This window comes from Caminicella sporogenes DSM 14501 (assembly GCF_900142285.1).
Classification (GTDB): Bacteria; Bacillota; Clostridia; order Peptostreptococcales; family Caminicellaceae; genus Caminicella; species Caminicella sporogenes.
This window is the reverse complement of record NZ_FRAJ01000006.1, coordinates 152,153-168,529: the sequence shown is the minus strand read 5'-3', so window position 1 is coordinate 168,529 and position 16,377 is coordinate 152,153. Positions and strand designations below refer to the sequence as shown.

Below are 16,377 nucleotides of genomic sequence, written 5' to 3'. Positions count from 1 at the left end.
AGCTCATTCATATCTTTGAGTATCAAGTATTTGAACAGGCGAATAGGGTCTTTGGCACCACGACCATGAGTTAGATTATAATTCTTTTCTACTTCCTCTATGACAAATGAAAAGTCTACTAGTTCTTTGATTTTGCGAAGTATGTGATCTTTTTGAATAAGTATATCATATAAGTCAGCATATTTGCTAATCATCATTTCTTGTTGCCTTTTTAGCATAATAAGTCTCTCCTTTATTTTTTCTATACTTATTATATTCGACATCTACTCCCTAATCTCCTTTTTGCCACTTAAAAAACCTTATCATAATTTCTTATGATAAGGTTTGACTTTTTCAGTGACCTCAAAAATAGTCATTTGTTTTTTTATTTTATTATGCTATTGTTAAAAAAGTTAACCAATATGCACTATCATTAGAACCATATCGTCTATATTCATAATGACAGATTACTTTTTTCAATGTATCTCCTGCTATAAATGCATCAAATTCATTATCTAGTATATTTCAGAAAATTTTCAGACCTCTTGTGTTACCAATTTCATATAAAACGCTGCTACGGGTAATTGTACTACGTAACCTATTGCAATTAAAAATACTGCTAAACTTCCACCAAAAGAGCTCAATGATAATCCAAGAGCTATAGTAAGATTTCTCATTGTCGTTGCATAAACTAATGAAATACCATCTTTGTCTTTTAAAAACTTCTTTCCTAAAAAATGTGATATAGTCACTATTAACACATAAAAAATAACTAAAGGCACTATTGATAAAGCTACCAAATCTAATTGGTTAATAATTGTCTTGCTTTTAAGCGCCATTGCTATAAATACTATAATAAGTACTCCCAATGAACTTACACCACTAAAATTAGGCTTCATCTGATTATACTTTTCTATCCCAAATACCTTTATAATTAAACTTCTAGTAAACACACCTAAAATTAGAGGCACTATAACAACTTTTAATAAACTGTTTACAATAACCATTGTCTTTACTGTTACAACTTCACCTAAAAATAGTTTCATATAAATGGGAATCATTAATACTGACAATAATAAATTAACTGAAATCATAACTAATGAAAGTTGAAGATTTCCTTTTGCCAGTCCCGTCCATGATGCAGTCATTCCACTCGTAGGTATCAATCCTATTAGTATAATTCCTACTAATAACATAGGCTCATTCACAAAAAATATTTTTCCTAATAAAAATACTAAAATAGGCGATATGATAAAGTTAATAACTATACTCATAATAAGAGGTCTAATATTATTAAAACTCTTTAATACATCTGAAAATTTTAAATTTATCATCATTGGATAAACCATTAAAAATAATACAATTGATACATATGATTTTAAAAATGTCGGTTTGCTAAAATATCCGAAAATCAACCCTAATACTATTGATACAATAATTAAATATGGTAAATTATTTTTTATAAACTTTAAAAATTTCGTAACCATTCTCTCACTCCTTCTAAACCATTTTTACAGCTTTCATTGGACAAACTCTAACACATTTTCCGCATCCTATACATTTATCATGGTCTATAACAGGAGTTTCAGCTCTAAAAAATTTTACTTTTTGGCTTACTGCATTTACTGGACAAATTCTCTTTACTGGACAAAATGGAGACCTATCACATTTATTCTTATCTATAACTGCTTTTTTCATAATAAAAATCACTCCTCAATCTCTTATAATAAAAAATTATTATAGTTTTAAAGTCTCATCTTTCTAAATTAAATTTGCTATAGCTCTTTTAAATAACAAAATCCCTAACCTAACTTTTATTGTCTAATCTCAATTCAAATATACCGCATACAGGTATATGGTATCATATTTGTTTTCTATTGTAAAGTTAAAATATATATCAGTACTTAATTATATTGTTACAAATTTTAAACTTTTTTATGATAAAGCCTTGAAAAAACATTTTATATTCTCAATAGTAAAAAAGCCTGAAGTAATTTTAAATTACTTCAGGCTTTTTAAAACACAGCCCTCTATACTAGAGGCTTATATACCTCAACCGCCACATGAAGGAGCTGAAAATCCACCACTATTTCCCCCACATGCAAATGTTGAAAAAACTTTTTTAGTATTTTCACTGCCACACTCTGGACATTTTTGCTTTTTATCACTATCTGAACTTCTAATTAATTTTTCAAACTTATATCCGCACTTTTCACAAACATATTCAAATATTGGCATATTTTCACCTCCTAGTAATATTATATACCCCCTACTGGTATATTTCAATATATACTTTTATTTTCTTAAAGTTGCAATAAGTCTCCTTTTTTCAATTATCATATCAAAGACATCTACTATATTATTTACAATTATATCGCTATTTATAAAAGTTTCTGTTGCAAGACCTTCTCTACCTAATACACATATACCTATGGCACTCTCTTTAATCATCAATAAATCATTATTTCCATTACCAACAGTTATTGTCTTATCAAATCCCAAATACTTTACAAATTCATATTTATCTAATCTTTCATTTCCCTTTGAAATTATATGTATATCTACATTTAAACCTTCAAAATTTTCCTTTACTGTTCCATAAGTATCAGCAGTCAATATATATACATTAAGAATTTTTGTAAGTTCTAATAATCTTTCCTTCACTCCTTCTATAAGATTGCCATCAACTGCTAAAGTTCCATTGTAGTCAAATACTATATTTTCAACATTAATTTTTTTAAAAGAAGGTATTTCAATTTCAAGCACCTTAAGTCACTCCTTAAATATTTTTTTATATAATATCATTTTTTTCTTTTATTTCAAAGATTCATTTTTTATTGTAATACTAAAAAATATAAAAAAAATCGAGCAGTTTGTAAACTGCTCGATTTTTTTTATATTAGTATTCCATTTCTGCCATACGCTTATAAGTTAAATATCTTTCTTTAGCATCTTCTTCTGCTTTTTTGAATAATTCTTCTGCTAATTCTGGGAATGACTTCATTAGTGAAGTATATCTTACTTCTCCTTTTAAGAACTCTTGGAAATCACCAGTTGGTTCTTTAGAATCAAGAATAAATGGATTCTTACCTTCTGCTTTAAGCATTGGATTATATCTCCATAAATGCCAGTATCCAGCTTCAACAGCTTGTTTAGTTCTCTCTTGAGTTTTACCCATACCAGCTTTAATTCCATGGTTAATACATGGTGCATAAGCTATAATTAATGATGGTCCATCATAACTTTCAGCTTCTTTGATAGCTTTCATAAACTGGTTCTTGTCAGCTCCCATACCTACTTGAGCTACATATACATAACCATAAGTAGTAGCTATCATACCAAGGTCTTTCTTCTTAACCTTTTTACCTGATGCAGCAAATTTAGCTACAGCAGCTGTTGGAGTAGCTTTAGAAGACTGTCCACCAGTATTTGAATAAACTTCTGTATCGAATACTAATACATTTACATTTTCACCTGAAGCTAATACATGGTCGAGTCCACCATATCCTATATCGTAAGCCCATCCGTCTCCACCAACAATCCATACGGACTTCTTAATTAAATAATCTTCTTTTTCTTTAATTTCTTTAAGAATTGATTTTATTTCGTCACTTGAAGCATTTGCTATCATATCGTCAATTACATCAGTAATAGCCTTAGATGCTTTCTTAGAACCTTCTGCATCTTCTTTATTATCTATCCAAGCTTGGAATAATTCTTTGTTTTGTACATCTTTTTCTAAAAGCTGTTTCATCAAGTCTTCTAATCTATTTCTTATTTGCTTAATTGCCAATGCCATACCATAACCGTATTCAGCATTATCTTCAAATAATGAGTTTGCCCAAGCTGGACCTTTACCTTCTTTATTTACACAATATGGAGTTGAAGGAGCTGAACCACCCCAGATTGATGAACAACCTGTTGCATTTGCAATAACCATTCTATCTCCAAATAATTGAGTAATTACTTTAATATATGGAGTCTCACCACAACCTGCACATGCTCCTGAAAACTCAAATAGAGGTTGTGCAAATTGACTTCCCTTAACTGTTCCTTTTGACATTAAATCATCTTTATAGCTTACATTATTAACTGCATACTCCCAATTTGGTACTTCTCTTTCAACTTGAGTTTCAAGAGGCTTCATTACTAGCGCTTTATTCTTAGCTGGACAAATATCAGCACAGTTTCCACAACCTGTACAGTCTAAAACACTAACCTGCATTCTATATTCAAGTCCTTCAAAACCTTTACCCATAGCTTTAATAGTTTCAAATGTCTCTGGAGCATTAGCTTTTTCTTCTTTATTTACTAAGAAAGGTCTAATTGCTGAATGAGGACATACAAATGAACACTGATTACATTGGATACAATTTTCTTTAATCCACTCTGGAACATTTACTGCTATACCACGTTTTTCATAAGCTGTAGTTCCTTGTGGGAATGTACCATCTTCTCTTCCTACGAAAGTACTTACAGGAAGTGAATCTCCTTCTTGTCTATTCATCGGAATAAGAACTTTTTCAATAAATTCTGGTACTTCTTTTGCAGCTACTTCTTTTCCTTCTTCATTAGCTGACTTCCAGCTTTCTGGAATTTCAACTTTAACTAAGCTCTCTATACCTCTGTCAACTGCTTCATGGTTCATAGCAACAACCTTCTCACCTTTTTTACCGTATGTCTTAACTATAGCTTCTTTTAGATACTTAACAGCATCTTCAACAGGAATAACATTAGCCAACTTAAAGAAAGCAGCTTGCATTATCATGTTAATTCTGTTGCCAAGACCTATTTCAGCAGCTATATCAGTTGCATTTATGATATAGAAATTTATATTATTGTCTGCAAGATATTTTTTCATATCAGCAGGTAACTTCTTATCTAAATCTTCAACACTCCATCTACAGTTAAGAACAAAAGTTCCACCTGGTTTTAATCCTTTAAGTAAATCATACTGTCCTACATAAGCTTGATTATGACATGCTACATAATCAGCTTCATCAATTAAATAAGTTGATGTGATAGGCTTTTTACCAAATCTTAAGTGTGATATAGTAACTCCACCTGATTTTTTAGAGTCATATGAGAAGTAACCTTGTGCATAAAGGTCTGTATTATCTCCGATAATCTTAATAGCATTTTTATTAGCTCCAACTGTACCGTCTGAACCAAGTCCCCAGAATTTACATCTTACAGTTCCTTCTGGTTCTGTTATTATATGTTCTTTTATTTCTAATGAAGTATTAGTAACATCATCTACTATACCTATAGTAAATCCATTTTTTGGATTTTCTGATTTTAAATTGTCAAATACAGCTTTTATTTGAGAAGGAGTAGTATCTTTAGAACCTAATCCGTAACGTCCACCAATTATTAATGGAGCATTTTCTTTATCATAGAATAATGTACGTACATCTTGATATAAAGGTTCTCCTAATGAACCTGGTTCTTTAGTTCTATCAAGTACAGCAATTCTCTTAACTGTGCTTGGTAATACATCAAAGAAATATTTAGCTGAGAAAGGTCTGTAAAGACGAACTTTAATTAGACCTACTTTTTCTCCTTTAGACAATAAGTAATTAATAGTTTCTTCAGCAGTTTCTATAACAGAACCCATAGCAACTATTACGTATTCAGCATCTTCTGCTCCATAATAGTTGAATGGTTTATAATCCCTGCCTGTAATTTTGCTTATTTCAGCCATATAGTTAGCAACTACATCTGGCACTTCATTATAAAATTTATTTGAAGACTCTCTAGCTTGGAAGAATATATCTGGATTTTGAGCTGTACCTCTAGTTACAGGATGTTCTGGATTTAATGCTCTCTTTCTAAAAGCATTCACAGCATCCATGTCAACTAATTTTGCAAAATCTTCATAATCAATCAATTCAACTTTTTGAATTTCATGTGAAGTTCTAAATCCATCGAAGAAATGAAGAAATGGAACTCTAGTTTTGATAGCTGAAAGATGTGCAACTCCACCTAAATCAATAACTTCTTGCACAGAACCTGATGCAAGTAGTGCAAAACCTGTTTGTCTTGTAGCCATTACGTCTGAATGGTCTCCAAAGATTGACAATGCATGGCTTGCAACTGCACGTGCACTAACATGGAAAACTCCTGGTAATAATTCTCCAGCAATCTTATACATATTTGGTATCATTAACAATAAACCTTGTGAAGCTGTAAATGTAGTAGTCAAAGCTCCTCCTTGTAATGAACCGTGAACTGCTCCTGCTGCACCAGCTTCTGATTGTAATTCAGTTACTTGAACAGGTTGACCAAAAATATTTTTCTTACCATGGGCAGCCCATTCATCAACATATTCAGCCATTGGTGATGATGGTGTAATCGGATAAATAGCTGCTACATCAGTAAAAGCATATGCTACATATGCTGCAGCTGTATTACCATCCATGGTTTTCATAACCTTTTTTGCCATAAAAATAGCCTCCTTCTATGTAAAATATAAATAAAAATACTAATGTATACAACATACTATTTTAAGTATAGTATACAATATACATTAAGTTAATGTATATACCTTTACTTTATTTTTTTTATATAGGCAATTATTTTGAAGCTTTAAAATTTTTTTGCAATATACTCTTTAAATCTTCTCCCATTTCTCTTTCTATATATGGCTGCACATTCCAAAATTCCTTAAATTTAAGATATTGAGATACAGCCTTCTTATTTATTATATTATTCCTTTTAAAAGCTCTTATAAGTATATTCTTTGGAGTATGCTCCATATCTATAAATTCCAACATTTGAACAGAATAACCCATTATCTCTAAAATATTTCCACGAATACTATCAGTTATCAAACTAGATAATTTTTCCTTTATTATACCATGTTTTAACATCGACTCCATTACAGGATTTTGTATTTTATTAAATAATTCATGTTGACAGCAAGGTACGGAAAGTATTATATCTGCTCCCCATTTCACTGCTTTAACTAAAGCATCATCAGTAGCTGTATCACATGCATGCAGAGTTACAACCATATCTACACTATTAAATTCATTAAAGCCTTTTATATCTCCATAAACAAATTTTAATTTATCATAACCAAGTTCAGTTGCTATCTTATTGCAAAAATTAATTACGTCTTTTTTTAAATCTAATCCAATAATATTCACATCAAGTCCCAATTTTTCCACAAGATAATAATAAAGTGCAAAAGTTAAATATGATTTTCCACAGCCAAAATCTATAATATTTATTGTTTTATCCTTTTTTAAATAATCAGTACAATCTGACACCATTTCTAAAAATCTATTTAACTGTTTAAATTTATCGTACTTTTTAGCTATTATCTTCCCGCTTTTATTCATTACTCCTAATTTAATCAAAAAAGGATTCGGTATATTTTCTTCTAAAATATAATTTTTCTTTCTATTATGACTTAAATCTCTCTTTTCTCTTGAAGGTGGCTTTTTAAGAATTTTTATCTTCCCTTTTTTGCTTATAAGAATTTGATAATCACTGTCTGTAGTATATAACACAACTTGTCTAAAATAATTGTGGATAAGATTATGTAACTCTCTTACTGTATCCACAAAATTCAAATTGTTGTGAATAACCTTTTTATCATAATGGTATGTAAACTGCACAAATATATTATTTCTTACAAGCACAGGTTTTATAGATACTTTATTAAAAGTTTTTTCACTTTTTTTATTTATTTTACTTAACACTCCGTATATTAATTTTTCTTCTTCAATAATTTTCTCCAATAACTTTTTTACATTTTCCATAAAATCTCTCCTATGTTTAAATTTAATTTTATATTTTTACATTTTTTAATAAATTTATTCTTTTTTAGCTGTATTATTTATAAGTTTTTATAAGCAAAAACAAAGTTCACAAGGAACTTTGTTTTGCAATAAATAAAATACTATAACTTTTTAGCTATATACTTACCCGTTATAGGATAAGAATATTTTTGTCCATTTAATACTTTAAAAGCAGCAACAAAAGGCAGTATTGAAGCTAATATACCCATAATAATAAGCAAAGGAATGCCTATTAATAAAAAGGATAAAATTCCAAGTACTATTCCAGCACCAACTATAGCCATTTGAAAACAAAGTGCTTCTTTCGCCTGCTGCCTTACAAAATCATCTTTAGACAAAAGAAAAATAAGAACCGGCAACAATACGGGAAAACCTATAATCCAACCTAAATGTGCAGCAATCGAAAGTAATTTTTGCTGTGTACTAATCATTTTCTCAACTCCAAATAAAAATTTTCTTATAAAATTATTATACTATATTTTCTTGACAATGATATACTTTTATTTTTTATATTAAATTTATTTGAACACTTTCTAATATCTTCAATTTCAAATTATAACAATAGGGCTGTTTCAAAATAAATATCAAAACAGCCCATACTTAATTATCTAAATTCTCTCTTTTTTTTCATAATGTGTATGCAACAAGTCATGTGCCTTCTGTCCATAAGGCTTTCCAAGATATTCTTCATAAAGTTTCTTTACAAATGGATTTTCATGAGATTTTCTAAGTTTTTTATTTCTATCTTCTCTATAAAGAGCTTCTTGACGTTTTTTAACTACTTCATAATTTCCATGATGATACGGCTGTCCTCCTCCACCAATACATCCACCGGGACATGCCATTATCTCTATTGCATCATATTTTTCCTTTCCATCTCTAATACTCTCTAAAAGTCTGCGAGCATTTCCAAGTCCATTTGCAATACCTATTCTCAATTTCCTACCTGCTATATCTACAGTTGCCTCACGAAGACCTTTTATTCCTCTAAGCTGAGTAAACTCTACTTCATCAAGTTCTTCTCCTGTCATCCACTCATAAACTGTACGAATTGCTGCTTCTATTACTCCTCCAGTAGTTCCAAATATAACTGATGCTCCTGTACTTTCTCCAAGCGGATTATCAAAATCACTATCTGGAAGATTTGCAAAGTCTATTCCTGCCTCTTTTATCATAGCTCCTAACTCACGAGTCGTTATTACTAAATCAACATTATTATGATTATCTTTTGTAAGTTCAGGTCTTTCAGCTTCTGCCTTTTTAGCTATGCACGGCATAACTGAAACTACAACTATGTCTTTAGGATTTAATCCCTTTTTTTCTGCATAATAAGTTTTTACAATAGTACCAAACATTATATGAGGCGATTTACATGTGGATGGAATTTCTATAAGTTCTGGAAACTGATGCTCTATAAATTTTATCCAAGCTGGACAACAACTAGTAAGCATAGGCAAAGTTTTATTATTTTTTATACGGTCTATAAGCTCAGAAGCTTCTTCAATAATTGTAAGGTCTGCTCCAAAGTCTGTATCAAATACAGCATCAAATCCCATACGCTTTAATGCTGTTACAAGTTTGCCTGTTACAATAGTTCCTATCTCCATATCAAAGAGTTCACCAATAGCTACACGAATGGCTGGAGCTGTTTGTACTACAACATGTTTATCAGGGTCATTTATCGCCTCCCAAACTTTATTTGTATAGTTAACTTCTGTTAAAGCTGCTGTAGGGCATACTGCAACACACTGTCCGCAATATGTACAAGAAGATTCTACTATGGGTATATTAAAAGCAGTTCCTACAAATGCATTAAAGCCACGACCTATTCCCGATAATATACCGCATGTCTGTACCTCATTGCACATAGTTTCACAGCGTCTGCAGTATATACATTTATTTACATCTCTTATTATTGCTTCACTAGATACATCTTTAGGATAATTTATTTTTTCACCATTCCATTTTATTTCTCTAATCCCCAATTCTTTAGCTAGTGATTGTAGTTCACATTCTAAATTTTTAGGACATGTAAAACATTCATTTGGATGATTAGATAATAAAAGTTCAACAGCCATTCTTCTAGCAGTTATTGCACGTATTGAATCAGTACGAATTTCCATACCATCAGTTACCTTTGTTACACATGCCGGTACAAGAGAATCTCTTCCGGGTGCTTCTACCATACACACTCTGCAAGAAGCAGTTTGATTTATCATCTTAATATCATGTAAATCTAAATGACACAATGTTGGTATCCTAACACCTGCTTTTTGAGCTGCTTCTAATATAGTAATTCCTTCAGGTACTGTTAGCGGTTGGTCATTTATTTTTATATTAACCATATTTTTTTCTTCAGTCATATACTCAGTTTCACCTCTTATCATAGTTATTCTACATTTTCTCTTGTTTTTTACTTTTAGATTTATCTGCTTCTTTAATAAAAGCTAAATATTCATTCCAAAAATGTTTCATGGTACTTATAACTGGGTTTGGTGCAGTCTGTCCAAGTCCGCACAAAGAACTCGCCTTTACCATATGTGCCAATTGTTTTAGATTTTCTAAATCTTCCATAGTTCCTTTGCCGCTCGTAATTTTATCTAAAAGTTCATACATTCTTTTTGTTCCGATGCGACAAGGTGTACATCTTCCACATGATTCATCCATAGTAAACTCCAAATAAAACTTTGCAATTTCAACCATATTGTCTGTTTCATCCATTACAATCATTCCGCCAGAACCCATCATAGAACCTATTGAAATAAGACTGTCATAATCTATAGGTATATCAAGATATTTTTCTGGTATAACTCCACCTGAAGGTCCTCCAGTTTGAACTGCTTTAAATTTTCGACCTCCTACTATTCCCCCACCAATATCATAAATAATCTCACGAAGTGTTATACCCATAGGCACTTCAACAAGTCCTACATTGTTTATCTTTCCTGCAAGTGCAAATACCTTTGTACCTTTACTTTTTTCTGTCCCCATTGAAGCAAACCATTTTGCCCCTTTAGTTATTATAGGAGGAATATTTGCAAAAGTTTCAACATTATTCACACAAGTTGGATGTCCCCAATATCCTTCCTGTGCTGGATAAGGTGGTTTGTAATTTGGCTCTCCACGCTTTCCTTCACATGAATTGATAAGTGCAGTTTCTTCTCCGCATACAAAAGCTCCAGCACCATATTTTATATCTATATCAAAAGAAAAATCTGTTCCAAAAATATTTTTACCAAGCAATCCCAATTCTCTTGCCTGTTTAATTGCTGTAGTAAGTCTTGATATTGCAAGAGGATATTCAGCACGAATATAGATAATGCCTTTACTAGCTCCGATAGCATATCCTCCGATAGCCATTGCTTCTAATATACTGTGAGGGTCTCCTTCTAATATACTCCTATCCATAAACGCCCCGGGGTCACCTTCATCTGCATTACAAATAATAAATTTCACATCACTTTTCTGCTTACTCGTAATCTCCCATTTTACACCTGTTGGAAAACCTCCACCACCTCGCCCACGAAGCCCTGAATTTTTAATTTCTTCTATAACTTCATCTCTACTCATATTTGTTATAGCTTTTCCTAAAGCTTCATATCCACCTAATGCTATGTATTCATAAATGTCTTCTGGATTTACAAGTCCACAATTTCTCAGTGCAACTCTAAGCTGTTTCTTATAAAAAGGCATATCACTTTGTCTATTAATCTTTTCATTCTTTTCTGGCTCTCTATATAAAAGTCTATCCACCTTTCTCCCTTTAATAATATGTTCATCAACTATATCTTTAGCATCTTTCGGACTAACTCTAACATAAAACACATTATCAGGTTCTATCTTAACGATTGGTCCCTGCTCACAAAAACCAAAACAACCTGTTTTTATGACCTTAACTTCATCAGAATAACCTCGAGCTTTTAAAATAATCTCCAAATTTTTTATTATCTTTTCACTATCACTTGCTAAGCAACCTGTACCTCCACAAACCATAATATTTGTACGAGCTCTAACCATTTTAAAGCCTCCTAACATTTAAATTTAAGCTCTTTCAAAATCTACATCTATAGTTAAATTCAATAAAGGCTTTCCCTCTTTAATATGCTTTTCTACGATAGCATGAACTTTATCTTTCGTTACATTCCCATAGACTACAGGTCTTTGCCCGGGAATATTAACCTGTACAGTAGGTTCTGAATGACAATATCCAATACACCCTACTGGAATGACATTAACATTATTTAATTTTTCTCTGGCAATTTCCTCTACAAATTCATTTAGCGTTTCTCTAGCTCCAGCAGAAATACCACAAGTTGCCATTCCAACGAGAATTTCTATTTTATCTCCATCAGTCTCTCCACATCTCAAATTAATCTTATCAATAGATTCTTTTCTTATTTTTCTCAATTCTTCTAAAGATTTAATCTTCACTGTAATTCCTCCTAACTACGATATTTATCAAGAATTTCATCTATTTCATCTTCTTTAACACGTCCAAACACCTTATCATCTACCATTACCACAGGTGCAAGTCCACAAGCTCCAATACATCTGACATATTTAAGTGTAAACAAACCATCCTTTGTTATTTCATCTGCCTCTATACCTAATTTTTCTTTAAGTTTCGTAGCAATTCTCTCTGCTCCTTTTACAAAACAAGCCGTTCCCATACATACACTAATAGTGTGTTTCCCTCTAGGCTTAGTTGTAAAATATGAATAAAAACTCACTACTCCATATACTTCTGCTCCCGGAATCCCCAATTTCCTTGCTATATAAAGTTGAACATCTCTTGGAAGATACCCAAATATATCCTGAGCTTTGTGAAGTATTTCAATTAAAGCTCCTTTTGTTGTTTGCATACTATCAATAAACTTTTCAAGCTCATCAAATTTTTCCTTAGGCAAATCTTCACCTAGTGCTTTTACCATAAATCCACCATCCTTTCCCAATACTCAATATTATCTATTTGTTAATTTTACTGTTGCCATAAAAATACTATTTAAATTAAACTTCAAGTTTAATTAAGACGAATAAATTAATGTAACTGAGTTTTACAACTTCACATCTCTATTTATTATTTACAAATGAAAATTTTTTATTTCAAAATTAACATTAATTTACTTTTAATTTCTATTAAATTTTTTTATAATATAAAAATTATTTTAATTTGTATGAAATTTGTAAAATAAAAAAGGAAAATATTATCTTTTGTAGAATATGTTTTATATTTGAATATATAAAAAAAATATATTATATAAAAATTTTTATTAGCAGCAATAGACTTAGGAAGGAGTAGCACAAATGAGTAGATTAAGCTTTAATTCGGAACAAAAAATTTTCAAATCTTTTAAAGAAGTATTGCCCCATCTTAAAGACATTATCCAAGAAGATGTAATGGTATCAATTACGGATAGAGAAAAATTCCTAGCTTATTATCCTGGAAATAAAATGAAAATAAACCTTTCTGTTGGAACTAAAATTCCCAAAGATGACCCTTTATATCAAACCATATCTGAAAATAAAATTATTAGTTCTATCGTTCCAAAAGAAGTTTATGGTATCCCCTTTAAGGCAGTTACATATCCAATAAGAAACTCAAAAGGTGAGTGCATCGGTGCCATTGGCTTTGCAAAAAGTCTTGAAAAAGAGTTTCTCATGAGAAATTCTTTAGAAAGCTTGGAAAGCATTTTTGAAACGATAAATAAAGAAATGAATGACGTTAACAAAAATATATCTCAAATTTCAAGTAAAATTCAGGATAATTCGGCAGCAATAGAAGAATCCCTAGCAGGAATTCAAGAAATGGAAAGCAATTCTCATATAATCGATAAAATTGCAAATAATACTAAAAACTTGAGTAAAGATATGAAAATTAAAGCTCAAAAAGGAGTAGAATCCGTTGAAAATACTGTTAAATCAGTAAATACAATAGCTCAGTCTTCTCAAAATATATTCATGCTAATTAATAAATTAAATGAATCTATAAATAAAATAGGAAATATGGTAAACTTGATAAATCAAATATCTGAACAGACAAACCTTCTAGCTCTCAATGCCGCTATAGAAGCTGCTAGAGCCGGTGAACAAGGAAAAGGTTTTGCAGTTGTTGCAGATGAAGTTAGAAAACTTGCTGAACAATCTAAATTAGCAACAATAGATATTAGAGAATTAGTTTCAGAAATCCAAAGTGAAACACAAAGTGTGGTAGAAGCTATGAAAGAATCTGACAAGCAAATTTCTGATGGAGTAGCTTCTTCAAAAATAACCTTAGAAAACATCAATTCTATTATTGAAATAATTAAAGAAGTAGATAGCGGTATAGATGAAATAAGCAATAAATCTGATATACAATCAGAAATTACAACTCAAATGTCAGCAGCTATCGAAAGTATAGCTACATCAATTAGCGAAACTGCATCTACTTCCCAATCTATAAGTCTGTCTATTGAAGAACAGATAAAAAATATTTTAGATTCAGGAAAAGTTATTCATGAAATTTCAGAAAAATTAACTCAAGCTTAAAAGTTTAAATAAAATAGAGATATAGGAAAACTCATTCCTATATCTCTTTTATCTATAAGTCAGTTATAATTTCTATCAATATAAACTCTTATCAACCATATTTATTTGAATATTTATCTAGATAAAACCAAAATTTTGTCCCCTTTCCTATTTCAGATTCTACAAAAATATTTGAATTATGAGCCTTAATTATTGATTTAGTTATGAAAAGTCCTAAACCATAACCCTTTTCCTTATTTTTTTCTCCTCTATAAAACATATCAAATATTTTAGAAATCTCCTCTTTTTTTATGCCCTTTCCTTCATCTATCACCTCAAATACAACTCTGTTTTCTTCTTCATTAATAAATATTTTTACTACACTATTTTCTTTAGAATATTTAACAGCATTGTTAATCAAATTATTCCAAGCTCTTTTAATTTTTGTTTTATCTATATAAAAATATCCTTCACTACAATTCCAATTCCCTTTAAAATTTCTATTTGAATTAATGACATATTGCTTAGTATTTTCAAATAACTCTTTTATAAATTCCTTTGCATTTACATTTTCTCGTCTTAAATTAGGCACACACTTTGCTTCATAAGCGTTATCAAGTATATCACACGTTATCCTTTCAATATCTTCAGCACTTTTAATAATCCCATCTAAAAATTCATCCTTTATCTTTTCATCTTCTATAATTCCTGATTTTAATCCTTTCGCATATCCTTTTATAAGAGTTATTGATGTCTTTAAATCATGTGACAATGTAGAAATGAATTTTGCTGTTCTAAAAGATATGTTTTCCACAGTAGAAGATAACTCCTTTGAATATTTTACAAGATTTTCACTTTCAAGTTCAAACATACTTATAAGATGTATAAAATACTCTTTCAAATTTTTTAACGCCTTTCTCAAGTTACCTATTTCATCATTAGAATTAATTTTTATCTCTTCACTTTCTCTAATAAATTTTCTACCTTCTTCTTTAAAACTTTTAACAGATTCTGCAATTGACTGCTTAATAAGCAAATTACTCTTTGTAGCATTATCTAAATAATTAGTTATAGCTATAATCGGCTGAGAAATTTTATTTGATATATATGAGCCTAATACAATAGCAAGTATTATACCAACGGTTCCTATTAAAAGTACATAACTTAATAAAAGCATAGATTTTTCATACATTTCATACTCTGGGAGAATTGCAATAAGTATCCACCTATTACTATTCATAAGTTTATATATTTGAAACTCTTTAACTCCATTAGTTATAGATTTTTTCTTAATCACAAAATTTTTTTGATTTTTAGTTTCTTCAAGCATTTCATATGTAACATCAAATATAGATTTTTTAGCTATCAATTCTCTATTTGGATGTACTAATATGCGATTATTTGAATCAATTATTGAATAATATCCTTTTTTACCCAATTTTAATTTGTTTGCTATCTTTGAAAAATACTCAGCCTTTATAGCTATTCCAGCATAGCCAGATATAATTCCTTTAGAATTTCTAACAGGACTTATAGTATTTACTATCAAAGAGCCGTCAGACCTTGCAATCAATATATCACTTGTAACTGTTTTTCCCGTTTTTTTTGCTTTTATAAAATACTCTCTATTTGACAAATCTAAATTTACAGCTTCAGCCATACAAGTAGCAAGTATTTTCCCATCATTATTTAATATAAATAAATCCTTATAATAATTACCATTTTGATTTTTAATATTTATTTCTCTTAATAATATATCATTCATTTTTATTGCATTTATCTTTCCCTCTAAAAAAGCTATCACATTATCATTTAAAGCTAAATTTTCAGTTTCAAGTTTTGTAATATTTATACGTAAATCAATATTTTCTTTAGCTCTCTCAAGTTGAGAAAGCATATAAACTTCTGCTTCATCATTCAAAATAGAAGCTGACTTTTTATATATAATTCCACTCAGTAGCAAAAGAAGCAGTATAATTATTGAACAAATAGTAAGGGTTATTCTCTTTTTTAAACTCATAAACCCACCTCTTTAATTCATAAAAACAACATCTATATCTTATTAATAAGATATAGATGTCTATAT

Annotated in this window: 14 protein-coding genes; 1 reads left to right on the top strand and 13 read right to left on the bottom strand. The window is 30.2% G+C overall.

Translation table 11 applies throughout. From position 1 onward, the window contains the following. The 12 genes from BUA90_RS04790 to nuoE form a co-directional block, all read right to left on the bottom strand. Nucleotides 1-218: transposase (locus BUA90_RS04790; protein WP_465220307.1), on the bottom strand; the 218-nt coding region annotated here is incomplete at its 3' end. A gap of 297 nt (nucleotides 219-515) precedes the next feature. Further along, nucleotides 516-1,466: an arsenic resistance protein gene (locus BUA90_RS04785; protein WP_072966242.1), complete on the bottom strand. Its 951-nt coding sequence runs from the start codon at nucleotides 1,464-1,466 to the stop codon at nucleotides 516-518. A gap of 13 nt (nucleotides 1,467-1,479) precedes the next feature. Then, on the bottom strand, nucleotides 1,480-1,677 hold the full coding sequence (locus tag BUA90_RS04780; RefSeq protein WP_072966241.1) for a 4Fe-4S dicluster domain-containing protein: 198 nt from the start codon (nucleotides 1,675-1,677) through the stop codon (nucleotides 1,480-1,482). Nucleotides 1,678-2,031: 354 nt separating this feature from the next. Next, nucleotides 2,032-2,217 carry an FmdB family zinc ribbon protein gene (locus BUA90_RS04775; RefSeq protein ID WP_072966240.1) on the bottom strand — a complete coding sequence of 62 codons (186 nt, stop codon included), beginning with the start codon at nucleotides 2,215-2,217 and terminating at the stop codon, nucleotides 2,032-2,034. Between the two features lie 57 nt (nucleotides 2,218-2,274). Beyond that, complete coding sequence (locus BUA90_RS04770) at nucleotides 2,275-2,745, bottom strand: HAD family hydrolase (protein WP_072966239.1); 471 nt, start codon at nucleotides 2,743-2,745, stop codon at nucleotides 2,275-2,277. Nucleotides 2,746-2,878: 133 nt separating this feature from the next. Then, nucleotides 2,879-6,424, bottom strand: a complete 3,546-nt coding sequence (gene nifJ, locus BUA90_RS04765) for a pyruvate:ferredoxin (flavodoxin) oxidoreductase (RefSeq protein WP_072966238.1) — start codon at nucleotides 6,422-6,424, stop codon at nucleotides 2,879-2,881. Nucleotides 6,425-6,554: 130 nt separating this feature from the next. After that, nucleotides 6,555-7,748: a class I SAM-dependent methyltransferase gene (locus BUA90_RS04760; RefSeq protein WP_072966237.1), complete on the bottom strand. Its 1,194-nt coding sequence runs from the start codon at nucleotides 7,746-7,748 to the stop codon at nucleotides 6,555-6,557. A 140-nt stretch (nucleotides 7,749-7,888) separates the two neighbouring features. Beyond that, nucleotides 7,889-8,218, bottom strand: coding sequence for a DUF4870 domain-containing protein (locus tag BUA90_RS04755; protein WP_072966236.1), 330 nt, complete (start codon nucleotides 8,216-8,218; stop codon nucleotides 7,889-7,891). Between the two features lie 177 nt (nucleotides 8,219-8,395). Then, nucleotides 8,396-10,174: an NADH-dependent [FeFe] hydrogenase, group A6 gene (locus BUA90_RS04750; RefSeq protein WP_242945042.1), complete on the bottom strand. Its 1,779-nt coding sequence runs from the start codon at nucleotides 10,172-10,174 to the stop codon at nucleotides 8,396-8,398. A 7-nt stretch (nucleotides 10,175-10,181) separates the two neighbouring features. After that, a complete protein-coding gene (gene nuoF, locus BUA90_RS04745) occupies nucleotides 10,182-11,804 on the bottom strand; it encodes an NADH-quinone oxidoreductase subunit NuoF (protein ID WP_200793485.1) in 1,623 nt (540 codons plus the stop codon). Between the two features lie 24 nt (nucleotides 11,805-11,828). After that, nucleotides 11,829-12,218 carry a (2Fe-2S) ferredoxin domain-containing protein gene (locus BUA90_RS04740; RefSeq protein WP_072966233.1) on the bottom strand — a complete coding sequence of 130 codons (390 nt, stop codon included), beginning with the start codon at nucleotides 12,216-12,218 and terminating at the stop codon, nucleotides 11,829-11,831. A gap of 11 nt (nucleotides 12,219-12,229) precedes the next feature. Beyond that, nucleotides 12,230-12,718: an NADH-quinone oxidoreductase subunit NuoE gene (gene nuoE, locus BUA90_RS04735; RefSeq protein WP_072966232.1), complete on the bottom strand. Its 489-nt coding sequence runs from the start codon at nucleotides 12,716-12,718 to the stop codon at nucleotides 12,230-12,232. 373 nt (nucleotides 12,719-13,091) lie between these two features. On the opposite strand from nuoE, the gene BUA90_RS04730 reads away from it, so the two are divergent. After that, the gene (locus BUA90_RS04730; RefSeq protein ID WP_072966231.1) at nucleotides 13,092-14,312 is read left to right on the top strand and encodes a methyl-accepting chemotaxis protein; all 1,221 of its coding nucleotides are present in this window, start codon (nucleotides 13,092-13,094) and stop codon (nucleotides 14,310-14,312) included. Nucleotides 14,313-14,403: 91 nt separating this feature from the next. Here the strand turns inward: BUA90_RS04730 and BUA90_RS04725 are convergent, their stop codons facing one another. Further along, the gene (locus tag BUA90_RS04725) at nucleotides 14,404-16,311 is read right to left on the bottom strand and encodes a sensor histidine kinase (RefSeq protein ID WP_072966230.1); all 1,908 of its coding nucleotides are present in this window, start codon (nucleotides 16,309-16,311) and stop codon (nucleotides 14,404-14,406) included. Nucleotides 16,312-16,377: the final 66 nt, after the last annotated feature.